The following is a 23,472-nucleotide window of genomic DNA, read 5'->3' on the forward strand; positions in this document are numbered from 1 at the left end:
TTGTGTATTGTCAGTAACTGTCGAAGTAAAAGTGACCCTGAGCGTTAATCCATTACTGCCATTATCAACGGCAGTGACATCTTGGGGGTTGGGCGTCGTATGCGCATTCGCTGCGGCAAGAGTTCGGAGAATGCAATTGTATTTGAGCCGGTGTTAATTGTAGCCACATTACTCACCAAAGCGTTTCCGTTGAACAAAGCCGCCGAGCGTATCATCGAAGTATTAGTAACATTAAAGGTAATGCTGTTCAGGATTGTCGGAAGTGTATCGACATCTGACGTGCCCGCCTCCGTCACGAATGTCAAATTTAAACAAGTCAAGCGAGCCATTAGTACTCGAACCTGTATTGGTAATTGTAGCCGATTGGTAGGTTGCATAAGGAAAATTACTGTTATAAACATAAGCAGCATTGGCAATTATGTCACTGGCAGCACTTGCTAATGCAACCCCGGTAATGGCAAAAGTATACGGATTTTCATTAGCATCATTATTGACAATACTTACAATCGCATTTTGTGCCGTAAATGCACTTGCAGTGTAAGTAATTTGGAAAGTAAGCGAACCACCATGAATAATAACATCGCTCGAAGGTTGTGCTGTAACCGCAAACGCAGACGAACCTGAGAGTGTCACCTGTGACGACGGATTCGAAGCCAGATTAAGCGGCGCACCGCCAAGGTTGTAAATCGTAAATGTTCTTGTAACAGTACCGCCAAAAGCTACCGACCCGAAATCAGTATGGTCAGCAGTTGCTGGCGTTGAACTACCGCTTACAATTGAAGTTGCGTTCCCTCTTACATCTATTTCTGTATTCAATAACGGATTACCCGCCGAAAATTCATTGGTTCCCGAGGTTGTTGTCAATCCGGAAAGCGTGAACGAACTGCCGCTGATTGGTGTGTAATCTACATCAGACCAGGTTGTGCCATCCCATCTTCCCGGATAAGCCGCACTTCCTGAAATTCTGTCGGTAATTCCATTAAGATAAGTTCCGGTAAAAGAATAAACCGGCGATGTAAATGTTCCTGAAGATGTAACAGACCAATATCTGGTCAAAAAATCAATTGTGGCATCATTGTTCGGATGCTTGATATCATTAACGCCAACAGTTATATAAGCTGACGAAAACGTTCCTGAAGTAAAATTAACGGTGGCCGGGCTATATTGGCTTCCGTCAAAAGAAGTAACCTTATCACCAATTGGAAAAGTAAAAGATCCTGTTCCTGTAATGCTCTTCCTTATTGTGCCTGATGTTCCCGACAAATCTGCAATTACATAACTGTTGAAAGATGCGCCAGATGTTGTGGCTGAACCAGCTATTGTAAGTACACTCGTACCAAGACTCAACAATCCGTTGGTCAGCACCAAAGAAGTATTAATCGTAAGGTTTGTTCCTAAAGTCAAAGCATTGCTGCCCGGTTGGCGGTTCAAGGTCAGTGTGCCTAAATTATCAGCACCTGAAGTAAAATTAATCGTCCCGATACTTCCCGATCCCAGCAAAGTCATATTTGAAGACGCAGAACCTTTGAAACTTCCGGTTGAGCCGGTAACAGTATTACCTACACTGGCAGTCCCGATAGTCAGTGTCCTGCCGTTAAGGTCGAATACATCGCCTGCGCTGCCGCTGAAAGAAATCGCGTTTCCGCCGTTCGGAGCGCTTACGATAAGGTCTGTGCCGCTGAGTTGCAGAGTAGTGGTGCCGCTCATTGGCTGAAACACAATATAAGGAATAGTTGGCGTACTTGATGCGGTTATCTTCTGTGTGCCATTTTTAGTAAAAAATACAGCTTTATTATTTGGATAAAACTGGTAGGTACCATTAAAATATAAATCGCCTCCTAAATACAAATCGGTATTCGCATTGGTTGAAAGTGCTACTGTAGCAGTACCTGCAGAACCAAGTGTGAAATCTCCTTTTACTGTCAATGATTTAGTCATCGCGCTCGATCCGGCCATGTCTAATTTTGAACCATCTGCAATGGTAAGGTAGCCGTTTGTAGCTTTTGCGGTTGCAGAATTACTGTTTGCACCTAAGTCAAGTGTAGTCGAATTCGTGATTTCAACATTATTCGGATAACCTGACGATGGAAAACTAACCACGGCGGCATCAGCAGTCCATTCCTTAGAGTTGCCATAAGTGCCTCCGGTTGCAAATCGCAGTGTCGAGGCTGGCCCATAAACAGGCGAGTTGAATACAACTGAACCTCCAGAATCAATTTGAAGTAGGCCGTTGATCGTTGTCATTGTATTGGTACCGTTATGACCAAAATTTACTGATGAACCCACAAAAACGTTTACGTTAGCATCAATTAACAAAGTGTCAGCTGCCGATGAACTGTTTGAAACAATGTTCTTGCCCGTTAAAAAAGTCAATTTCCCATTAGCCACTGAAGACGTAATGGTTCTGCCGTCTTTTACAAGTATGTTACCGCTTCCGTTTTGCATTTTAAGTTCACGACCATTAAGGTTAAGCGTACCATTAAGCAATTGTAGCGTACCTCCCGAGCCCGAATTAACGGTTACATCTGTGGCATTTGGTGAAACATCGAACGCAAGTGTGCCGGTTTTGTCAATAATAAGATAATCGAAACCAACTACGCCACCACCAGTTTTTATAACGGTTTGCGTAGTCGTTCCTGTAAAAAATACCGCCTTATTATTATTAAGTTGATTTCCTGACGCGCCAACGATCCAGTTGCCGTTTGTTTTAACGTCACCGGCAAAGTTGATCGTTCCATTTATGGTCACATTTCCGATTATGGTCAAAGTAGCAGGAGGTGTACTAAGTACGGTAGATGGATCAATCGTAAGGTTTCCGGCACATTGTGCGGCGGTTGAACCCATAGTTACGGTTGTAGTGCTACCCGGATTGGAAAGTTGTACATTATTCGGATATCCGGCGCCAGACGCCGAGTTCCATTCATTGCCTCTGAAAAAATTATATCCCAGATTGTAAACCAATGTCGATGCACTTCCGTAAGTCGGTGAATTGCTGAAATATCCGCCAGAGTTAATTTTTGCGGTGCCATTGAGCGTCAGCGTTCCTGAAAAAGCTACACCGCCGGCAGTTTGGAAAGTTCCGTTGACAATCCTGTTCGTACCCGTATTCAGAGTTAATATTCCGCTTAATACATTTACATTAAAAGGGCCGTTAGATGTCGGCCAATAAGAATGTGAATTATCGACGCCATAATTGGCATTAAAATTCAATGAGCCTGTGCTGCCATACACAAAATTATTGCCTGATGCATATCCGCCTGAATCCAGTTGGAATGTTCCGTTGACAGTTGTAGTACCACCATTGGCGAATGTTCCTGAAACGGTAAGCTTTCCTGTTGAAGAAATTGTTGTTATGGTTCCGAAATTACGCGTGACCGCACCGGCAGTTACATTGTGTAAAATCGTCACATCATCGCCATCGGCTGGTGCAAAACCGCCAACCCATGTGCTCCCGGTCGTCCAGGACCAGTCCTGCGCGGTAACTTTAGGCGCAGGCAGAGTCGCATAAGCGGTGCTTGTTGATGACCATGCAGAATTTCCACCTGCATTTACGGCACGTACCCTGAAATAATAAGGCGTATTTGAGGTCAATCCGGTAAAGTTTTTGGTTAATGTGCCTGAAGCGATGCCACTGGCTACAGTACTTCCTGTAAAACCTGTATTATTGGCAATTTCTACTTCGTAAGTAAATGCTTCTCCCCCGGCAGTTGCAGGTGCTGTCCAGTTCGCATCAATCGATACAGCCGTTGCGTTACTTCCCCAACCGATTACAGGCGCATTATGCAGTGTGGTGAAATTGCTTTCCGAACCATAACCCGTTCCTGCGCTGTTGGTGGCATAGGCTCTATAGAAATATTTTGTATTCGCGGTTAATGAAGCGATGCTGCTTGTAAATGTTCCGGTTCCCGTACCGTCTGTGGTTTTTGTAGATAATGCGACTGTTGGCGCTGCACTTGTATTCCAAACGACACCTCTTGCGCTTACTGTTGCACCTCCATCAGATGTTACGTTACCACCAGAGGCTGCTGTAGTTGTATTTATTGATGAAACTGCTGTAGTGGTTACTGTTGGGTTGACAATTGTAGAATATGTTATGTCTAGCGCCTTTAGATATAATGCTTTAGCTGAAGATTGACTCCAAGTTATAATGATTTGACCACTCCCAGTACCTGTAAAAGTGTATTGAGTGCTTGTTGCAGTGAGCGCATTTGTAGATGGACTAAAAGCTGTTCCTCCGACAGACACGGCAACCGTACCGACAACCGATGCAGCTCCAGATGTTGTGACCTTCACTGATGTTATTGTTCCTGATATTCCCGTTGTGCTCAAAGTTAACGAAGTAGCAGGACTAGCCGCGGATCCAAACTGTTGACCTTTCGTGGCGTCGTAAGCCCAAAATGCACCTCCTGTTGCAGCTGCAGTCCAAGACACGCCACTTAAGGTTTGGGAGCCATAACTGCTCCAGGTATTTGCGCTGATTGTGTGAGAGTATTGTGCTTGTGCATTAATTCCAAGCAAAAGTGAAGCAAGAGCAATCAAAAGATTAAATCTCGAACTTGCTGATGTCTTCGAAATAAAATGCTTGACATTAAAAGAAATCAAAATAGTATGTGTAATCCTAATTTTCATAAAAAATATTTTTGAGGCAATATTTTGAAATAATATCCCCTAAATAGTTTCCTATTTGCTTATGAAAACGTCAGATTGGGGGACTCAAAAATAAACACAAAATTCTCATCCATTGCTACTTAGCATTAGGAATTTTTTAACTTACTGTTAAAATGCATTTTTCATCGATAAAGTGCTGAAATTATGTGGCAAGCGAAAATTTTTTTGTTTAAAAAATGTCTTTTCCACCTTCAGATCAATAGCTTAATACGTATAGTGCAAGCGTGAAAATTATTGCCGAATTCGTGACCTAGGTTTAGTATATTTGCCATGAAATTATATCCGTCATGAACAAGACTCTCACCGTTATCGAAGCCACACAAAAACTCGAATATTTCTGTTCTTATCAAGAGCGTTGCCATGATGAAGTTGTGGCGAAACTTCGTTCACTGGGTATGATTCCAGAAGCTTCAGACTTGATTATCGTACACCTGATAAACAATAATTTTCTTAACGAAGAAAGGTTTGCATGCAGTTTTGCGAGAGGAAAACACCGTATCAAATCCTGGGGGAAAATCCGTATCGTCAATGAATTAAAATACCGCAATATTTCGCGTTTCAATATCGATAAAGCTTTGAAAGAAATTTCTCCCGAAGAATACCTCGAAACTTTTCATAAAACAGCAGAAAGCCAATGGTCGTTAATCCATGAAAAAAACGTATTAAAAAAGCGAAAAAAGTTTTGTGATTACTTACTGCGTAAAGGTTTTGAAAGCCAGCTGATTTATGAAAAAGTTATAGAACTGGAAATTACAGATTTTGGCAGCGAAACGGAAAAATAAAATTATAAAAACCGCCTCATATTTTTTGGTGTTTTTAATCATAACTTGCTTAACATCGTCAATGTTAAAATGTTAAATTTCAATATTTTATCATTATAATTACAACGTAAAAACTTACAAAGTAACGAAAACGTTTGCGTAAATGATGTATTTTATCGATATAAACCGCATCATATCGAAAACATTGAAATTTTAGCATCCTTTAACATCTTATTTAACGTATCTACAGGTAGTTTTGTGTGACCCAAATAAAGTATGCCTGCATACTAAACCTGCATATTATGAATAAAATTATTTACTTTTTGCTTTTATTGCCGTTTATTGGATTCTCCCAATTGTCTGGTAACTACCGAATCTACACTGCCAATCCTGATGCCAATTTCAGAACACTGGCAAGTGCCGTAACGCGTGTTAATGCTGTGGGCGTAAGTGCTCCGGTGGTTTTTTTGCTTGAAAATACCACAGAAACAGTGTCATCTGCTATTGTAATCAATCAATTTACCGGCACCAGTACAACCAATACACTCACCATAAAACCCAACACAGGTTTTATCGGATTAACGGTTCAGGGTGCTATAGGAAATGGTGCGGTAATCCAGTTTAATGGTGCCGACAATATTATCATTGACGGAAATAACGGATCAAGCAATAAGCAGCTTACCATTTACAATACTTTCAACGATTCGGGTAACAGCTACACCGTGCGTGCCGCCACCTGGATGTACAATACAGCGGCGAATAACAAGATCCAGAATCTTACATTGCGACTTAATATCGTCGGGATTACCAACGGAACCTTTTCTACCGGAGTCTATGCCGGAGGTACAGTTATCGGAAACGCTGGTGATAATTCCGGAAATACAGTTGATAATGTGTTGTTTACAGATGTTAAGCAGGCAGTTTACGTTAATGCAAACAGTGCTACAAACTGGACAGTTTCGAATTCTACCTTAGGATCTGCAACAGATGCCAATAAGCCATATACCGGAATTTACATGAACGGTGTTACAACTTATACGATTTCCGGAAATACAATCAATGGTATCAAACGTCCAAGCGGTTTGGGAGGATCTGCAAATAACGCCGCAGTTTATGTAAATGGTTCAACGGGAACAATCAGCAGTAACGTCATTTCAAATGTAGAAAACGCGACAGGTAATAATACTTGTTATGGTATTTTCGTAAATGGAAATACAACCAATATAACAGGAAACACAATAACAGGCGTTACAACCAATTCATCTGATAACGGAAACGCTGCCATTTCGGTAACAGGAAATAGTATTACGATTGGATCCAACAAAGTCTACACCGTAATTGCGAGCGATCAAAAACTAATCAGCGGAATCTATACCAGTGGAAACACGCAACTGATTTACAACAATATGGTAAGCAACGTAGCCTCGCAAGGTGGTGGCGATCCTGCCACACAAGGCGGTTACGGAATTTACCTTAACAGTGGTAGTGATGTCAAAGTGTATTACAATTCAGTGAGGATGGAGACCAATCAGGCTTACGGTGCATCGGCAGCATTGTTTGTGAATGCAACGACACAAATGGATATCAGGAATAATATTTTTGCCAATTTACAAACCTCCGGGACTTGCATAAAATTCACGGTTTATTCCAATACGACTACAGCTTCCAACTACACGAATATTGATTATAACGATTATTATTTTGTATCATCTGCAACTTCTTATTTAGGAACATGGGGAAGTTTTTACAGCGCGAACTATAAAAGTACCGTAGCAACATGGGCTGGTGTAACCGGTAAAGATTCTCATTCAATCCTCACTGCACCTTTATATACTTCAGCAACAGACCTTCACCTGAGTGCGGTTCAAAGTGCACTGAATATTGGTACGGCCATTACAGGAATCACAACCGATATCGACGCTGATACGCGCAGCACGCCATCAACCGTAGGTGCCGACGAATATTCTAAATGCAGCGGTGGTACGGCAACATGGAATGGTTCAGCATGGAGCAACGCTTCCGAACCGACATCTACCATTAAGGCAGCAATCAACGGAAATTATAATACGAGCACAAATGGCAGTTTTGTAGCTTGCGAGCTTACTGTAAATCAAAATTATACTGTAACTATTAAGACAGGAAATGTAGTCGAAGTAGTCAATAATGTTGTCAACTCAGGAGCCATTAATATCGAAAGTGGCGGAAGCCTTGTGCAGAATGATGATGCGGGAACCTTCACAGGGAATGTATTGACAATAAGCCGAACAACGGCTGCTTTGAAACAATTTGATTACACTTATTGGTGTTCACCTGTCATCGGCGAAAAACTGGGTGCGCTCGCCAATGGTGGAAATTCAGTGTTTTATTCATTCAATACTTCAGTTAATGATTATTCGGCTGAAACTTCTGCTACGGTAATGACTAAAGGAAAAGGATATATTTCAAGAGCACCCGAAAACCTGAATTTCAATCCGACAGCTTCGTATACCGCAACTTTTACGGGCTTGCCAAATACAGGAACCATCTCTGTTGATGTGATTAAAAGCGCTGTAGGTACGGGCAACCTGATTGGTAATCCGTATCCGTCTGCAATTGACGCCGATTCTTTCTTAAGCAATACAACTAACGCTTCGTTCTTAACCGGAACGCTTTACTTCTGGACACATAATACTGCCATTGCGGCCAACACACCAAATCCAGGTTCAGGAGCTTATGCTTACACAGCTAATGATTATGCTACTTACAATCTTACAGGTCCGACGAAAGGAGTTGCAGCAGCATCAGGAGGTGTCGTGCCTAGCGGAAAAATAGCATCAGGTCAGGGCTTTTTTGTCGAATTAAAATCGACACTTTCTAACGGAACAAAAGCTTTGGTCTTTAATAACGCAATGCGTGTGAAAACGGCATCAAACAATGGACAATTCTTCAGAAGCGCCAACCCGCAGCAAACTTCAAGCGACGATCAGCAATCTGAAGGCCAAATCCAGAAAAACCGCCTTTGGCTGAGCCTTTCCAATACTGACGGCGCTTATTATGAAACTTTGTTAGGATATGTCACAGGCGCTACGAACGATATCGATTATGGTTATGACGGAACAATGTTTGATGGTGGCAATTACATTACCATCTATTCAATTCTTGGAGAAAACAAATTGTCAACCCAGGGAAGGGACATTAATTTCGACAAAAATGAAATCATCCCGATTGGTTACAGCAGCAGTATCGAAGGCAGTTTTACAATCGGCATCGAAAACCTCGACGGTTTTTTTGGAGAACAAGACGTTTACCTTTTAGACAAATCCAATGATGTGATGACGAATCTCAAAGAAGGCGGGTACACTTTTACAACTGCTACCGGCACTTTTGACGACCGTTTTGAATTGCGCTTCATCAATACTTTGGGAACTGACATTCCGGTCTTAGATAAAAACGACATTGGCGTTATCAGAAATGGTAACCAGATCCAGATCAAATCAAACAAAGAAAGCATCGCTTCTGTAATGGTTTATGATTTGTTGGGAAGAATGATTTTCGGGAAAAACAACATCGAAAAAACCGATTTTACCACAGACAATTTATCTGTCAACAATCAGGTAGTAATTGTAAAAGTCAAAACCTCGAATAACCTCGAAATGGTTAAGAAAGTGATTATGAATTAATTCTCTTACACAATTATAATAGTGAAGAACCCGTCTTTTTGGCGGGTTTTTTATGCTTTTTTAAGTAAGATGCTCACCGCATTTCCACCAAAACCAACGGCATTTACCAATACATTTCTGATTGCTTTTTTTTGGTTTTGCACTTTCGTGAAAGGCACTCCGATAAAAACATCATGTTGCATCATAAGCAGCGCCATTTCAATGCCCAGCATTCCCGAAGCGCCAAAAGTGTGGCCGATTTTCCATTTGTTTGTAGTCAGTGACGGAAGATTTTGACCGAAGACATTTTGGATGGCCTTATGTTCAGATAAGTCGCCTTTAATTGTCCCCGGCGCATGCATGACAATAACATCAACTTGTGCTAAAGGAAAATCCTGCAAAGCCATCTGCATCGATTTTTTAAAGCAATCGGCTTCGGCTGAAATCGACGTGTTGTGCTCGAAGGATTTCTGTTGCATAACCGATAGCTTCAATATAAGCTAAAGCGTTTTCTTTTTCGCCAATTTCAAGGCAGCATACAGATGCGCCTTCTCCCAGAATCATCGTATTTTTGGTTTTCTCCAAATCCATCGCAAGATTTGGATAGACAGTATTTTCTTTAGCATAAATTTTCATCGCCTGCATTTGTGCAATCGTAAAATGCGTGAGCGGCGCTTCACTTCCTCCAACCAGAAACTTGTCTGCCATTCCGGCACGCAGCCAGGCAACACCGTTCAACAATGCATGCAATGCCGTTGAACATGTTATGGAATGCGAAATTTCAGGCCCGCTACTTTGCAAATCATGCGCAACCCACGACGAAATATTACCCAAAGTAGTGGTAGGCGAGGCGAGTGTCGGCGCTTTCCCGGAAGCCAAAAAACTGTCATAATGCTTTTCAAACAATTTGGTCGCGCCACGAGAAGAACCAATGTTGATGCCAAAAGAGCTATCGCTTTTCCAGCCTGCTTTTTTTACCGCTTCACGCGAGGCGGCAATGGCAAACAAAACCGAATCATCAAGTGATTTGTATTTCTGATCGGATTTTTTCAATTCTGAAACCAATTCTTTTGAAGCTGAATCCAATCCAGCGGCGAGAAATTTTTGATTACCGAAATCTTTTTCAGTAAAGCAGTGTTGTTGGGAAAGGTAATTTTCCCAGATAGTTTCAGGAGTGTTTCCCAATGGGGAAACTGAGGCGATGGCGGTTATGGCAATTTTTTCTGACACTGTAAATTTTTTTAACGCAAAATGCGCTAAGTTCTACGCAAAGAAAAAATAAAGCTTAGCGAACTTCGCGTAAACTTTGCGCCTTTGCGGGAAATACAAAATTAAACTATTTCCAAAGCTTCTTCAACAATCGCATATACTTTTTGCAACTGCTCATCCGTAATAATATAAGGAGGAAGAATATAAACAATATTCCCGACCGGCCGCAGGATCACGCCTTTTTCAATGAAGAAATTATAAAGTTTTGTACGCATGCTGCCATAATAACTTTCTTCGCTTTCAATCCTTATTTCCAAAGCGAAAATCACGCCAAGCACTCTTGTAGTTGTAACTTTTGGATGCTTTTTAATATGCTCCTGAAATACCAGATGCGATTGATTGACCCGAATGAGATTTTCCTGCATTGCATCAGTTTCAAGCAATTCAAAACTCGCCAAAGCCGCTGCACAACCAGTAGGGTTTGCCGTAAAAGTATGCCCGTGGAAAAGTGCTTTATTAATATCGTCGCTGTAAAATCCGTCGAATAATTCCTGTGTAAAAGTGGTAATTGCCATCGGAATCGTTCCGCCGGTCAGTGCTTTCGAAAGACACATTATGTCAGGTTGTTGTTGCAGGTAATCGCAGGCGAAATTTTTTCCGGTTTTCCCGAATCCTGTCATGACTTCATCGGCAATTGCAATAATGTCATTTTCCCTGCAGATTGAAATGAGTGCATCAAGATTTTCAGGAGCATACATCACCATTCCGGCAGCGCCCTGTACCAATGGTTCGAAAATAAATCCGGCGCAATTGTGATTTTTTATGACTTTGCGTAAAGCGTCAAAACTTTCATTCTCACGGCCTTCAACCGGAACAGGAATCCGTACAACATCAATGAACATACCTTCAAAAGCCTGAGTATAAAATGAAATTCCGCTCGCCGCCATCGCCGCAAAAGTATCGCCGTGAAAAGCGTTTTCAAAAGCGATGATTGTTGTACGTTTTTCGCTTTTGTTGAAGAAATATTGCAGAGCCACTTTTATGGCCACTTCAACAGCCGTCGAACCATTGTCTGAAAAAAATATCTTCTGCTGGTTTTCCGGCAGGATTTTCATCAATTTTTCGGCTACTAAAACCGCAGGTTCGTGCGTAAATCCCCAAATAGGACGTGTTCTAATGTGATAAGTTGCCTGTAAATCGCATCGGCAATAAATTTGTTTGAATGCCCGAAAGGATTCACCCACCACGACGCAATCGCATCGATATATTCTTTTCCGTTTTCATCCCAGAGTAATGCGCCTTTGCCTTTGGTTATGGCAATTGGAAGCGCCGCTGTCTTGTGTTGTGTATACGGGTGCCAAAGGTATTTTTGGTCTTTTTCGACGAGATTTTCATTGGTATTTTCCATTACAACTGCTGTAATTTTTCGCGGAATAAATCGGCATATTCACGGATGACGTTTTGGTCGAAGTAGGGTTCATTTTCAATTCTCCCAATAAAATTAATTCCGGTTTTGTTTAAGATTATACTTTCGGTAGCTTGGTTTTCATCACCACTGAAAATAATTCCTGCGATATTGATTTTTCGGTTTTGAAGCGCTTCAATCGTCAATAAAGTGTGGTTGATGCTGCCAAGATAATGACGTGAAACGACAATCACTTTGTAATCGGGCAAAATCAAATCGGCAACAGTTTCGTTGTCATTCAACGGAACAAAATCCCGCCTGCGCCTTCAATAACGAGATGATTGTCAGTTTTTGGTGCTGTGATTTTTTTCAAATCGATTGTAATACCATCAATACTTGCCGCCAAATGCGGACTTGCAGGCGTATGCAGCGCATAGCTATTCGGATGAATCACCGTTTTTCTGTTCGATACAAGCGATTGGAGTTTATGGCTGTCGGAATTGTCTAAATCCCGGCCTGTATGGGTTTCCAGTAATCGGCTTGAAGTGCTTCTGTTATAATTGCTGATGCGATGGTTTTGCCCACATCAGTAGATATTCCTGTGATAAATAGTTTCATTTTTCTGAAAATTCAAATCCGCAATTATCGCATTTGTATTTGTACTTGGTGTAAAATGGCAAAGCGACTGTGATTATTGCCGAAAAGACAAATGACAAGAAAGATTTCACGTCTTTTATAGTAGAAAGCAAATCGATTTTATCGCTGCCACAGTTCGGGCAAATCATGAGTTTTCCGTCGTCATCGATTGAATAACGGCTGATGTCGCCGAGTTCGGCCACTGCTTTTTCGTAATCTGCTGTTTTTACCAATAATTTTACGCCGCCAATGGCATTGCTGATCATCGGGTCGGTATCGATAGTGTGATTGTCGAACATAAAAACGTCGATGCCCGCAGTTTCGAGTTTTCCTTTTACGATAAAAGCTTCGGAAGAATATTGAAAAGTGGCTACTTTTTTGAAAACGTCATTTCCCATTATGCAAAGTTACGCAACAACTCCAACACTTTCGAGATTTCTGCTTCAGAATTGTACGAATGCAAACAAATACGCAGTCGTTCCTGCCCTTCGGGAACTGTTGGTGACAATATGGCTTTTACATCAAAACCGTTTTGCTGCAATTGTGTTGCAATGGATTTTACCTTTTCATTGCCGGGAATAATGGCGCATTGTATCGCCGATTTGCTTCTGACGAAAATTGGCTTCAGGCTCAGCAGGTTTTTCTGGCGGTTAAAATGAACGATATTTTCGCGAAGTTTTTGAATTGCGTTTTTGTCTTTTTCGAGGTGCTGATAAGCCGTCAGGATAGTGGCGACTGAATGTGGGGAAAGTCCGGTTGTGTAGATGAAACTGCGCGCGAAATTCACCAGATAATTTCTGAGTTCCGACGAACCCAAAATTGCCGCGCCGTGGCAACCCAATCCTTTTCCGAAAGTCATGATGCGGGCGAAGACTTTATCCTGCAAACCATATTCCTGGATTAATCCTTCGCCTTTTGCCGTTCCGGGATTGCCGAAAACACCCAGCGCGTGCGCTTCATCAATAACCAGATAACAGTTGTATTTTTCTGAAACCGCAATTAACGTTTCGGAGTCAGGCGTGTCGCCATCCATTGAAAAGACGCTTTCTGTAACTATGTAAACTGATTTTTTGAAATTGTCATTGAAATTGATCAGCCTTTCCAGATCCTCAAAATCATTATGCCCGAATTTATAGGATTTTGCGGTCGAAAGCCGGATGCCGTCACGAATCGAAGCATGGCACAATTCATCATATAAAATGATATCTTCTTTTTGTGGGACTGCGCTGAAAAAGCCAACATTCGCATCGTAACCGGAATTAAAAATCAGCGCACTTTCCGACTGATGGAAACTGGCAATATAATTTTCGGCGATTTCGTACAGGTTGTGATTTCCTGAAATTAGTCTTGAACCGGTAGCGCCATTTTGAAGAATGCCGTTTTCAATTAAATATTGATGGGTTTGGGTGAAAATACTTTCTGATTTTGAAAAACCGATGTAATCATTGGAAGCAAAATCGATAAGATTTTTTTCTGAAGGCAATTGCCGAAAGGCATTGGTTTGCTTTCGTGCGTCGATTTTTGCTTTGAGGTTTTCAGGGAATTTCATTTGGCAAATTTAGATTTTTAACCGTAAAGTTGCGAATAGCCGTTTTTAAAAATCCTGGATAAAAAATTAACCGCAAAGTTCGCTAAGATCTACGCAAAGTAACGCAAAGCCAAACGCAAAAATCTTTACATAAAGCTTAGCGACCTTTGCGTAAACCTTTGTGTCCTTTGCGGTAAAAAAACTTGCGTTAAAAACAAAAAAAACGCCCCGGAAACCGGAACGTCTTGAAACCTTTGAGGTAACTAAAAATAAATGCTTATATATTAGTCTTCAAGAACTGCAACTTGTGCAGCTACTTTACCTTTTCTTCCTTCTTCTTCTTCGTATGATACTCTGTCACCTTCGCGAAGCTCTTCCGCTCTGATTCCTGAAGCATGAACGAAAATGTCTTTTCCTGTTTCTTCGTCTGTAATGAATCCGTAACCTTTAGACTCATTGAAAAATTTAACTGTACCTGTACGCATTGTAAATGAAATAATAAATTTATAATGGGCAAATGTAAACTTTAAAATAATACGATGCGCAAATTATGTTAATTTTTTTATAAAATTTATTGATTTACAAGTAGTTCATTCGGAATTTCCTGTTTCGAAAATGGATAAATGCTTGTATTTCTTGCCGATAATGTGAATTAATCAAACGATTTCGTTGTTGCCTGATTCAATTAAAATCATTCGATAACGCGCAGGGCTTTTACAAATCGGCGTTTGTAGCCTTCGTTTATAAGGCTTGAAATCATGACTTTCATCTCGTTACCTGATGAAGAATGAATAAAATCGCTTGAGGTGCCGTTGGCTTTTGAGACGATTCCGATATGCCCGATGACGTTTTGCGTCGGACTTAAAAACAACAATATGTCTCCTTTTTGAACTTCTTCAATCGGGATTTCTTTCCCGAAATGCTCGAAAGCGGCAGAGCTTCTAGGCACTTCAATCTTAAAATGTTTGAAAACATAATAGACGAATCCGGAGCAATCGAAACCATCTTGTGAACAACCGCCGGCTGTGTAAGGTGTTCCTAAAAATTGCATTCCGTAGGCGACGATGCTGTCGTTTAGCTGCGTTTTTACGGAAACCGGAGTTTTTGGTGTTTCGATTTTCTGTTTTTCGATTTTTGTTTTTGAAGTTTCCCGAAAATCAAAATATAAATTGGCAGCCACGAATGACGCGATTACAAGCAATCCGAATATGATAAACCGTCGAAGTCCCGTATTTCTGTTCATAAAAAGCCATTTTTATAAAGTTACGGTTTTTGAAGACGCCTTTATTTATAATGTTTGTAAAATTTGTTGTCGAAAAATCGGGAAGAACCGATTAAATAAAAAATTATCTTTGAAAGCCTGCCTTTCAACCGAAATCAAAAAGCAATATGCCTGAACGCATCACTCCCGAACAATTATCACTCCAACGTCGTTTAAAAGCCATCACAAGTGGCTCCATCGGGAATCTCGTCGAATGGTACGATTGGTATGCTTATTCGGCGTTTTCGATTTATTTTGCTCCTGTGTTTTCCGAAAAGCAACAGCACTGCGCAATTGCTCAACACCGCCGGAATCTTCGCTGTAGGTTTTCTGATGCGCCCAATTGGTGGTTGGCTTTTCGGAAGTTTGGCCGATCGTTCCGGAAGAAAATTCTCGATGACGTTGTCTGTCCTGTTGATGTCATTAGGTTCATTATTGATTGCGCTGACGCCGTCCTACAATTCCATTGGTGTCCTGGCCCCGGTTTTATTATTGGTTGCGCGATTGCTCCAGGGATTAAGCGTTGGCGGCGAATACGGCACATCGGCAACTTATCTGAGCGAAATGGCAACTGACAAACGCCGCGGATTCTTCTCGAGTTTTCAATATGTCACGCTTATCGGAGGACAGCTCATTGCGTTGGGAATACAATTGGCCATGCAAAAATTATTCCTGACTGATGAACAAATGCATCAATGGGGTTGGCGGGTTCCGTTTTTTATCGGTGCGGCATTGTCGATTGTGGCCTTGTATTTAAGGAGTCACATGGATGAAACGGCAGATTTTAAAAAAGCAGAATATAACGGAGTTGCAAAAAGAAAAGCGGTTCTTTAAAAGAATTATTTCGGCATCCGAAAGCGTTGGCAACTGTCGTCGGACTCACAATGGGCGGGACGTTGGCATTTTATACTTACAGCACTTATATGCAGAAATTCCTTGTCAATACTGTGAAATTAACTAAAGACGAATCGACATTAATTACGTTTTTATCATTATTGATTTTTGCATGCGTTCAGCCGCTTTTCGGATTGTTGTCTGATAAAATCGGAAGAAAACCACTATTAATGGCATTCGGGATTTTGGGAACTGTCGGCACTTATCCACTACTAACCGCCGTTTCCAGCGCATCGGGAAAATGGGAAGCGTTCGGATTGATCATGGTGGCATTGCTGATTGTAAGCGGCTACACATCCATCAATGCAGTTGTGAAAGCAGAATTATTCCCGACGGCAATCCGCGCACTGGGTGTTGGATTTCCGTATTCGATTACCGTTGCCATTTTCGGAGGCACAGCAGAATATATTGCGCTTTGGTTCAAAGAAGCCGGTCATGAAAACTGGTTTTACTGGTATGTGACCGCATGCATTTTTGTGTCGTTAATTGTTTACGGATTGATGAAGGATACACGGGAAACATCAACTTTTGAAGTTTAAAATCCTTTAAATTTCCGTCGCAATGGTTTTATTATTCCTTGACCATTCACTCCACGAACCTACATATAGTTTCGGAATGGATAATCCCGCATAATCCATTGCTAAAATAGTGTGGCAGGCTGTTACACCAGAGCCGCAGTGTACGATGATGTTTTCAGGATTGTGATTGGAAATGGCCGTTTCATATTTTGACCTTAATATATCAGGATGTAAAAATTTTCCGACGCCATCCAGATTTGTCGAAAAAGGGATATTGACAGCGCCCGGAATATGCCCGGCAGTCAAATCTATTGGTTCGTTTATGCCACGGTAACGGCTGTTTTCCCTTACATCAACCACGACATAATTTTCACTGAGAGAATTTTCTTCAACTTCGTTGATGTCTGCAGTCGGTAATTTCCAGCTGTCAAATGGATAGAATTTGGTAGCAATCGGAGTTTCAATCTTATCGTTCATTGGAAACCCGATTTGCTCTGCCTGTTGCAATCCGCCATCAAGCACCTGAACATTTTCGTGCCCGATTGCCCTCAGCATCCACCAAAATCTTGCAGCGGCATTGGCGCCGTTTTTATCATCATAGATTACGATGTGGCTGTTTTTCGAAATGCCAAGATTTCCTAAAGTCTGCGCAAATTCCGGGATTTTCGGTAAAGGATGACGGCCACCGTTTGCTGCATCTTCTTTTATATCGGCCAATTGTGTATTTAAATCAACAAACAGGGCTTTGTCGAGATGTTTTTTGACGTAGTTTTCGCGAGCGCTTTTCCCATTGCCGGCATTTATTATGATCAAGTTTTCATCGTGGCGTTTTTTTAGTAACGCTTCCACGGAAATCAAGGGTGCTGTTTTCAAATCCATAAACAAAGCTAACATAATAATTTTCAAAACTTCAAATGACGGAATGTTGGGGATGTGTAGTTGAACAAAAAATCCCCGAACGCAAATACATTCGGGGATCCGATATCTAAAAATAAATGTTTTATCTCAATTTAATACTCAACTCCTCCAATTGCTTCTCATCAATCACCGAAGGCGCATCAATCATCACATCACGGCCCGAATTATTTTCGGGAAAGCAATAAAATCACGAATCGTTTCCTGTCCGCCCAAAATCGCTACGAGGCGGTCAAGACCAAATGCCAATCCGCCATGCGGAGGCGCGCCAAACTGGAATGCATCCATCAAAAATCCAAATTGGTTTCTCGCTTCTTCTTCCGAAAAACCTAAATATTTAAACATCAGCTGCTGTGTTTCCTTATCGTGTATACGAATCGAACCGCCGCCGATTTCATTACCATTCAAAACCATATCATAAGCATTCGCGCGCACTTTTCCCGGATCACTCGCCAATAAAGCCATATCTTCCGGCTTCGGCGAAGTAAACGGGTGGTGCATTGCGTGCCATCTTCCTGATTCTTCATCGAGTTCCAATAACGGGAAATCAACCACCCAAAGCGGTGCGAATTCCGCAGGATTTCTCAAGCCTAATCTTGTGGCGAGTTCCATACGAAGCGCACTCAATTGCGTTCTCGTCTTGTGTTCCGAACCGAAAGTACAAAAATCATATCGCCGGCTTTTGCGCCTGTAGCATCAGCCCATTTTTTCAAATCTTCCTGATCGTAAAATTTATCTACAGACGATTTATAAGTCCCGTCTTCATTGCATTTCACGTATACCATGCCGCTGGCGCCGACTTTGCGGCGTTTTACCCAGTCAATCAACGCATCGATTTCCTTACGCGTATAGTCGCCGCATTTCGGGGCTGCAATCGCAACAATCAATTCTGCTGAGTTGAATACACCGAAATCTTTATGTTGCGCCACAGCGTTCAGTTCGCCAAATTCCATCCCGAAACGAATGTCCGGTTTGTCATTGCCATACGTTTTCATCGCATGGTCGTAAGTCATTCTTGGGAATTTATCGACTTCAATGCCTTTAATTTCTTTCAGCAAATGACGCGTCAGTCCTTCAAAAACATTCAGGATATCTTCCTGCTCCACAAATGCCATTTCGCAATCGATTTGCGTAAATTCCGGTTGACGGTCAGCCCTCAAATCCTCATCTCGGAAACATTTCACAATCTGGAAATATTTATCCATTCCGCCCACCATCAGCAATTGCTTGAAGGTCTGAGGTGATTGCGGCAACGCATAAAACTGTCCGGGATTCATACGGCTTGGCACGACAAAATCGCGCGCGCCTTCCGGAGTAGATTTGATCAGAACCGGCGTTTCTATTTCACAAAAATCCTGATCAGAAAGGTATTTCCTCACTTCCATCGCTACTTTATGACGGAACAAAAGTGAATTTTTTACGGGATTTCTCCTGATATCGAGATAACGGTATTTCATCCTGATGTCTTCTCCGCCGTCAGTCTCATCTTCAATCGTAAACGGAGGCGTCAGCGCAGCGTTCAGAATCGTCAGTTCCGTCACCAGAATCTCAATGTCGCCTGTAGAGATGTTCTTATTCTTGGCTTCACGCTCAATTACGGTGCCTTTCGCCTGGATCACAAATTCGCGCCCGAGGGTTTTCGCCAGTTCAAAAACGGCTTTATCGGTGCGGCTTTCGTCAAAAACCAACTGCGTGATGCCATAGCGGTCGCGCAGATCGACCCAGTTCATAAAACCTTTATCGCGTGATTTCTGAGCCCAGCCGGCCAGGGTTACTTCCGAATTGATGTGCGAGGCGTTGAGCTCGCCGCAATTGTGACTTCTGTACATATCAAAAATTTAAGCTGCAAATTTAATCATAATTGTCAATTTTCACCGAAATATAAATGATGTTTTATTCAATTGGGCGTTTCCCTGCGGGTCGCGCTCTCGGCTCAATCTTTTCGTCTCGTTAAAAAACGAGGCAAAAAGGATACCGCCTCCATCGCTAACGCGGAAGAAGTAGTCCGACAACATTTATTTTTAAATATTGAAAAACACATGGCTTTGCGTCTTAGCGTCTTTGCGAGCGACTACCACGCAAAGACGCAAAGCTTTCTGTTTCAGAAACCATGGCAATAGACAAATATTTACTTCAAATTAAACAATGGTATCGTTTATAATTTTACATTTACAATAACTAAAAATCAAAACAATGAAAAAACTAAGCTTGCTCTTACTCCTTGTTTTTTGCGGCGTTTCCGCACAGGATGTGAAATTCGCGGCAAAAATTGCCAACCGCAACGGCGATAAATTAACCATTTCCGGGCCGAAGAAATTCAAACAGGAAATCGCCATCAATAAAGATAATGTCTTCACCGCGACTTTCGCTGCTCCGGCCGGACTCTACGAAATGACCGACGGCACCGAGTTCACATCGCTTTACCTGAAACCGGGCTACGACCTCACCCTTACCATGGATGCCAGGCAATTCGACGAATCAATCGTATATAAAGGTAAAGGAGAACAGGAAAATAATTTCCTTGCGCAAAAAACATTGATGGAAGAAGAATTCCAGAATGGAATGGTGAATATCAAAAGCAGGACGATTTCAATAAAGCGGTTGCTGCACACAACGCAAAAGTTGTTGAAAAGCTCAACGCAAAAGGCCTTGATCCTGATTTCAAAGCCGCTATCCAGCAATCAATGAAAGAAGAGGCAGAAGCCATTGCAGCACAAGCAGAAGCCGACAAGCAAAAGCAAAAAATGAACGGCAGCGCTTCGCCTTCTTTTGATTTTGAAAACTTTAAAGGCGGAAAAACCAAACTCGAAGATTTGCGCGGTAAATATGTTTATATCGATGTATGGGCTACCTGGCGCGGGCAATGTCGTGCCGAAATCCCGCATCTTCAGGCAGTGGAGGAAAAATACAAAGGAAAGAATATTGAATTCGTAAGCCTTTCCGTAGATGAGAAAAAAGATTACGAAAAATGGAGAAAAATGATAACTGACAAATCTTTAGGCGGTATTCAGCTTATCGCTGATAATAACTGGATGTCAAGTTTTGTAACAGCTTATGGCATCAATTCAATTCCGAGATTTATCCTTATTGACCCTAAAGGAACAATAGTAAACGCAGATGCAGCAAGACCTTCAGACCCATCATTACAAACTTTATTTGATAGCTTACTGAAATAAAACCGTAAAACATTGCAGTTAAAGCCATTGAGAAATCAGTGGCTTTTTTCTTTTCAAAAAACTTCCAATGTTAAGTTTTCATTCAATGTTACCAAATTGTTAAGCGAAAGTTTGTTTAGTGTAAATATTTATATACATTTGTTATATAATTATTAATCATTAACACCCCGCACCATGAAAAAGTACCTATTCATTGCAGCTGTTCTAATTTCAGGAGTCATTTCTGCCCAAAATATAGCGCCAAAACACGAAGTTGTTGGTAATCTTGTAAAGTCGACTTATTACTACGAAAATGGTAAAGTAAGTCAGGAAGGTTTCTACAAAGACGGCAAAGTGCACGGACAATGGAACCTCTTACGACCAAAACGGCAACAAAACCGCTATCGGCGAATATAACAACGGTATGAAAACCGGCAAATGGTTTTTCTGGAACAACGCTAAATTAAGCGAAGTTGATTATTCTGACAGCCGCGTCGCTGCTGTAAAAACATGGAAAGAAGATGCCATTGTAAACAGGAATTAGAATTTTTTAGATTTTTAATAAAAAGCTCCCAATCCGGGAGCTTTCTTATTTTAAACCATTAAGATTATTAAGTTTCAGGGCTTAAATTTTCTTGGTGTCTTGGTGACTTCGTGCCTTTGGGCCAACAGATAAATCACCCGCGTTTCCTGAGTTCTTTAAATGAATCAATGATACGCTGCATCTTATCATTTGCTTCCTGTTTTCTGCTTTTTTCAGTCCAAACCACGATTTCGTAGTAATGATTCTTGCCTTCAACAAAAGCAAATTTGTAATAAAGGCTAAAATTATCCACCTGTCCCGAAACAGAAAATTGCCGCGCTTTAAAGCCATTGATTTTTGCATTTTCAACAGCAGAAAAGTCAGGATAGGAAACAGCGCTCTCAATATTTACGCGCATCGTTTTCATAAAACCGTCAAGGTCAGCATTGACATTTAGATTTGTGGCCGCCTTTTTAAATTCTTTCTTCGTTTTGTCCATCACAATAACATAAATTTCTTTGCGACCATTCTGATATTGCAATGACGCCGAATCATTGAGGTGTTCAGCACGTACCATATCTGACGGAATTTCAAGCGAAAACCGGTTTTGTGTAACGACGGTATGGTATTCCTTGTCGTTCTGACACGAAATGATGCTTAAAAAAATTAAAAGTAGTAAGCTTTTTTTCATACGAATGAAATTTTCTGCAATATAAAAAAAGCCGTCCCGTCAACCAAATGACGAAACGGCTTAAATATCCAGATTTAATTATTTATTCAGCGATTTCAGCTTCCGCTCTTGCATTCCTTCTGTCACGAAGCCAGTGTTTGGTGCGTTTCACAAGGAAGAACATCACCGGAACCATGACAAGCGTCAATACGGTTGCATAAGTCAATCCGAAGATGATTGTCCATGCCAAAGGTCCCCAGAAAATTACGTTGTCACCACCGATAAATACGTGCGGATTCAAATCGGTTATCAATGAGAAGAAGTCGAAGTTCAAACCGATAGCAAGCGGAATCAATCCGAGAACCGCTGTCAATGCCGTCAGCAATACGGGGCGCAAACGCGATTTTCCTGATTCGATGATGACGTCTTTGATTTCGTCTAAAGTTAGATCATCGTGCGTTTTTACACCTTTTTCATGTACTTTTTCATCGAGTAGGAGTACGAAGAAGTCCATCAATACGATACCGTTCTTCACTACAATTCCCGCGAGCGAAATGATTCCCATCATCGTCATGAGGACAACGAAATCCATTCCGGCAATGACATATCCGTAAAATACACCACTGAAACTTAAAAGTACCGTGAACAAAATCACCAGCGTTTTCGAAACCGAGTTGAATTGCAATACGATGATGATCATGATGCCCGCAAGCGCAAGGAACAAAGCATACATCAGGAAACTTTCGGTTTTTTCCTTGTTCTTCCTGTTCACCCGAAAATGAGTAGGAAATGTCTTTCGGCATTCTATAACTCGTAAGTTCGGTAGCGATGCGTTTCGAGATTTCATCTGCGTTGAACCCGGTAATCACATTCGAGTAAACCGTCATGACGCGTTTTTGGTTTTTACGTTTGATCATGTTATAGGTCTCGGTTTTTTGTGTTGTCGAAACACCGAAATTGGCACCTGCACAATTTGCCCGTTATTCTGGTTGCGGAAAGTAAGTGATTGGTTGAATAACACGCTTTCGTTCTTGCGCTGGTCGTCCTGCATGCGCACTACGATGTTGTAATCGTCGTCGCCTTCTTTATAAGTCGAAATTTCCTGTCCGTAAACCGAACGGCGCAGATTAAATCCGAGTTGCCCTGTCGAAACGCCTAAACTTCCGGCGTTAACGCGGTCTACTTTTACTTCCAATTCCGGACTTTCCTTATTCACGTCAACTTGCAAACGCTCGATTCCTGGAATGTTTTTCGAATTGATAAACGCAATCATTTTATCGGCTTCTTTTAACATCGCCTCATAATCCAGACCGGTAAGCTGTACCGAAATCGGATAACCTGAAGGTGGCCCGGCTGCGTCTTTTTCAACGGTTACGAGCGCGCCCGGAATTCCTTTTACTTTACCGCGGATTTCTTCCAGAATGTCGGCCGTATTGATACCGCGCCTGAATTTGAATTCACGGAAGTTCACCGTGACTTTTCCTTTGTATGGCGTTTCGGCCTGAGAACCAGCGTCAACGTTAGGATTACCAGCGCCTACACCAACTTGTGAAACGACACTTTCGGCAATGAAATTTTCGTTGGTTTTCGGATCGACATATTTTTTCATGATGTCAATCACTTGTTTTTCAACGAATGAAGTCGCATTATTGGTTTTGCTGATATCGGTTCCTTGCGGATATTCGATGTAA

The 23,472-nt window shown here is 41.6% G+C and carries 17 protein-coding genes and 4 pseudogenes; 7 read left to right on the top strand and 14 right to left on the bottom strand.

The window, feature by feature from the left end; translation table 11 throughout:
• Positions 1-44 precede the first annotated feature (44 nt).
• Together ACSLFW_RS04940 and ACSLFW_RS04945 are read right to left on the bottom strand one after the other, a co-directional pair.
• Complete coding sequence (locus tag ACSLFW_RS04940; RefSeq protein ID WP_436554876.1) at positions 45-296, bottom strand: hypothetical protein; 252 nt, start codon at positions 294-296, stop codon at positions 45-47.
• Complete coding sequence (locus ACSLFW_RS04945; protein ID WP_436554877.1) at positions 232-4,629, bottom strand: beta strand repeat-containing protein; 4,398 nt, start codon at positions 4,627-4,629, stop codon at positions 232-234. The genes ACSLFW_RS04940 and ACSLFW_RS04945 overlap by 65 nt, the downstream gene beginning before the upstream one ends.
• A 326-nt stretch (positions 4,630-4,955) precedes the next feature.
• On the opposite strand from ACSLFW_RS04945, the gene ACSLFW_RS04950 reads away from it, so the two are divergent.
• On the top strand, positions 4,956-5,450 hold the full coding sequence (locus ACSLFW_RS04950) for a regulatory protein RecX (RefSeq protein ID WP_436554878.1): 495 nt from the start codon (positions 4,956-4,958) through the stop codon (positions 5,448-5,450).
• A gap of 281 nt (positions 5,451-5,731) precedes the next feature.
• Positions 5,732-9,088 carry a T9SS sorting signal type C domain-containing protein gene (locus tag ACSLFW_RS04955; RefSeq protein WP_436554879.1) on the top strand — a complete coding sequence of 1,119 codons (3,357 nt, stop codon included), beginning with the start codon at positions 5,732-5,734 and terminating at the stop codon, positions 9,086-9,088.
• A gap of 50 nt (positions 9,089-9,138) precedes the next feature.
• On the opposite strand, the pseudogene ACSLFW_RS04960 reads toward ACSLFW_RS04955, so the two are convergent.
• The 7 genes and pseudogenes from ACSLFW_RS04960 to ACSLFW_RS04990 all read right to left on the bottom strand — a co-directional run bounded on the left by ACSLFW_RS04960 (position 9,139) and on the right by ACSLFW_RS04990 (position 15,088).
• Positions 9,139-10,297, bottom strand: a pseudogene (locus ACSLFW_RS04960) (beta-ketoacyl synthase N-terminal-like domain-containing protein).
• Positions 10,298-10,398: 101 nt separating this feature from the next.
• Positions 10,399-11,684 (bottom strand): annotated as a pseudogene (gene bioA, locus ACSLFW_RS04965) (adenosylmethionine--8-amino-7-oxononanoate transaminase).
• A pseudogene (gene bioD, locus ACSLFW_RS04970) lies at positions 11,684-12,299 on the bottom strand (dethiobiotin synthase). Before bioD ends, bioA begins: the two co-directional pseudogenes overlap by 1 nt.
• Entirely contained in the window at positions 12,296-12,715 is a 420-nt protein-coding gene (locus ACSLFW_RS04975) for a DUF2007 domain-containing protein (protein ID WP_436554880.1), read from the bottom strand. Before ACSLFW_RS04975 ends, bioD begins: the two are co-directional and overlap by 4 nt.
• On the bottom strand, positions 12,715-13,866 hold the full coding sequence (locus ACSLFW_RS04980; RefSeq protein WP_436554881.1) for an aminotransferase class I/II-fold pyridoxal phosphate-dependent enzyme: 1,152 nt from the start codon (positions 13,864-13,866) through the stop codon (positions 12,715-12,717). Before ACSLFW_RS04980 ends, ACSLFW_RS04975 begins: the two co-directional genes overlap by 1 nt.
• Positions 13,867-14,129: 263 nt before the next feature.
• The gene (locus tag ACSLFW_RS04985) at positions 14,130-14,330 is read right to left on the bottom strand and encodes a cold-shock protein (protein ID WP_027310289.1); all 201 of its coding nucleotides are present in this window, start codon (positions 14,328-14,330) and stop codon (positions 14,130-14,132) included.
• Between the two features lie 206 nt (positions 14,331-14,536).
• Positions 14,537-15,088, bottom strand: a complete 552-nt coding sequence (locus ACSLFW_RS04990; protein ID WP_436554882.1) for a C40 family peptidase — start codon at positions 15,086-15,088, stop codon at positions 14,537-14,539.
• A 207-nt stretch (positions 15,089-15,295) separates the two neighbouring features.
• Here ACSLFW_RS04990 and ACSLFW_RS04995 point away from each other — a divergent pair, with 207 nt between their 5' ends.
• Positions 15,296-15,940 (top strand): MFS transporter, encoded by a 645-nt coding sequence (locus ACSLFW_RS04995; protein ID WP_436554883.1) that lies wholly within the window; start codon positions 15,296-15,298, stop codon positions 15,938-15,940.
• 26 nt (positions 15,941-15,966) lie between these two features.
• Positions 15,967-16,539: an MFS transporter gene (locus ACSLFW_RS05000; protein ID WP_436554884.1), complete on the top strand. Its 573-nt coding sequence runs from the start codon at positions 15,967-15,969 to the stop codon at positions 16,537-16,539.
• A gap of 6 nt (positions 16,540-16,545) precedes the next feature.
• Here ACSLFW_RS05000 and ACSLFW_RS05005 read toward each other — a convergent pair whose 3' ends face one another.
• Both ACSLFW_RS05005 and aspS read right to left on the bottom strand, forming a co-directional pair.
• Positions 16,546-17,397 (bottom strand): sulfurtransferase, encoded by an 852-nt coding sequence (locus ACSLFW_RS05005; protein ID WP_436557374.1) that lies wholly within the window; start codon positions 17,395-17,397, stop codon positions 16,546-16,548.
• 121 nt (positions 17,398-17,518) lie between these two features.
• Positions 17,519-19,262: pseudogene (gene aspS, locus ACSLFW_RS05010) on the bottom strand (aspartate--tRNA ligase).
• A 364-nt stretch (positions 19,263-19,626) separates the two neighbouring features.
• On the opposite strand from aspS, the gene ACSLFW_RS05015 reads away from it, so the two are divergent.
• From ACSLFW_RS05015 to ACSLFW_RS05025, 3 genes are all read left to right on the top strand, one after another.
• Positions 19,627-20,121, top strand: coding sequence for a hypothetical protein (locus ACSLFW_RS05015; RefSeq protein WP_436554885.1), 495 nt, complete (start codon positions 19,627-19,629; stop codon positions 20,119-20,121).
• The gene (locus ACSLFW_RS05020; protein ID WP_436554886.1) at positions 20,118-20,609 is read left to right on the top strand and encodes a TlpA family protein disulfide reductase; all 492 of its coding nucleotides are present in this window, start codon (positions 20,118-20,120) and stop codon (positions 20,607-20,609) included. The genes ACSLFW_RS05015 and ACSLFW_RS05020 overlap by 4 nt, the downstream gene beginning before the upstream one ends.
• Positions 20,610-20,783: 174 nt before the next feature.
• Positions 20,784-21,005, top strand: a complete 222-nt coding sequence (locus tag ACSLFW_RS05025) for a hypothetical protein (RefSeq protein WP_436554887.1) — start codon at positions 20,784-20,786, stop codon at positions 21,003-21,005.
• Positions 21,006-21,265: 260 nt separating this feature from the next.
• On the opposite strand, the gene ACSLFW_RS05030 is transcribed toward ACSLFW_RS05025, so the two are convergent.
• The 3 genes from ACSLFW_RS05030 to ACSLFW_RS05040 all read right to left on the bottom strand — a co-directional run bounded on the left by ACSLFW_RS05030 (position 21,266) and on the right by ACSLFW_RS05040 (position 23,390).
• A complete protein-coding gene (locus ACSLFW_RS05030) occupies positions 21,266-21,802 on the bottom strand; it encodes a hypothetical protein (RefSeq protein WP_436554888.1) in 537 nt (178 codons plus the stop codon).
• Positions 21,803-21,884: 82 nt separating this feature from the next.
• Positions 21,885-22,553, bottom strand: coding sequence for an efflux RND transporter permease subunit (locus ACSLFW_RS05035; protein WP_436554889.1), 669 nt, complete (start codon positions 22,551-22,553; stop codon positions 21,885-21,887).
• Positions 22,554-22,694: 141 nt separating this feature from the next.
• Positions 22,695-23,390 (bottom strand): efflux RND transporter permease subunit, encoded by a 696-nt coding sequence (locus ACSLFW_RS05040; RefSeq protein WP_436554890.1) that lies wholly within the window; start codon positions 23,388-23,390, stop codon positions 22,695-22,697.
• Positions 23,391-23,472: the final 82 nt, after the last annotated feature.

The sequence above is a fragment of the Flavobacterium sp. 3HN19-14 genome (genome assembly GCF_051373205.1).
GTDB lineage: Bacteria > Bacteroidota > Bacteroidia > Flavobacteriales > Flavobacteriaceae > Flavobacterium.

Bases quoted from the DNA above. Each gene is read 5' to 3' on its own strand.
- ACSLFW_RS04955 (WP_436554879.1), top strand. From the start codon at position 5,732: ATGAATAAAATTATTTACTTTTTGCTTTTATTGCCGTTTATTGGATTC.
- ACSLFW_RS05005 (WP_436557374.1), bottom strand. From the start codon at position 17,397: ATGGATTTGAAAACAGCACCCTTGATTTCCGTGGAAGCGTTACTAAAA.
- ACSLFW_RS04950 (WP_436554878.1), top strand. From the start codon at position 4,956: ATGAACAAGACTCTCACCGTTATCGAAGCCACACAAAAACTCGAATAT.
- ACSLFW_RS05025 (WP_436554887.1), top strand. From the start codon at position 20,784: ATGAAAAAGTACCTATTCATTGCAGCTGTTCTAATTTCAGGAGTCATT.
- ACSLFW_RS04975 (WP_436554880.1), bottom strand. From the start codon at position 12,715: ATGGGAAATGACGTTTTCAAAAAAGTAGCCACTTTTCAATATTCTTCC.
- ACSLFW_RS04985 (WP_027310289.1), bottom strand. From the start codon at position 14,330: ATGCGTACAGGTACAGTTAAATTTTTCAATGAGTCTAAAGGTTACGGA.
- ACSLFW_RS05020 (WP_436554886.1), top strand. From the start codon at position 20,118: ATGAAAGAAGAGGCAGAAGCCATTGCAGCACAAGCAGAAGCCGACAAG.
- ACSLFW_RS05040 (WP_436554890.1), bottom strand. From the start codon at position 23,390: ATGAAAAAATATGTCGATCCGAAAACCAACGAAAATTTCATTGCCGAA.
- ACSLFW_RS04980 (WP_436554881.1), bottom strand. From the start codon at position 13,866: ATGAAATTCCCTGAAAACCTCAAAGCAAAAATCGACGCACGAAAGCAA.
- ACSLFW_RS04945 (WP_436554877.1), bottom strand. From the start codon at position 4,629: ATGAAAATTAGGATTACACATACTATTTTGATTTCTTTTAATGTCAAG.
- ACSLFW_RS04990 (WP_436554882.1), bottom strand. From the start codon at position 15,088: ATGAACAGAAATACGGGACTTCGACGGTTTATCATATTCGGATTGCTT.
- ACSLFW_RS05015 (WP_436554885.1), top strand. From the start codon at position 19,627: ATGAAAAAACTAAGCTTGCTCTTACTCCTTGTTTTTTGCGGCGTTTCC.
- ACSLFW_RS05030 (WP_436554888.1), bottom strand. From the start codon at position 21,802: ATGAAAAAAAGCTTACTACTTTTAATTTTTTTAAGCATCATTTCGTGT.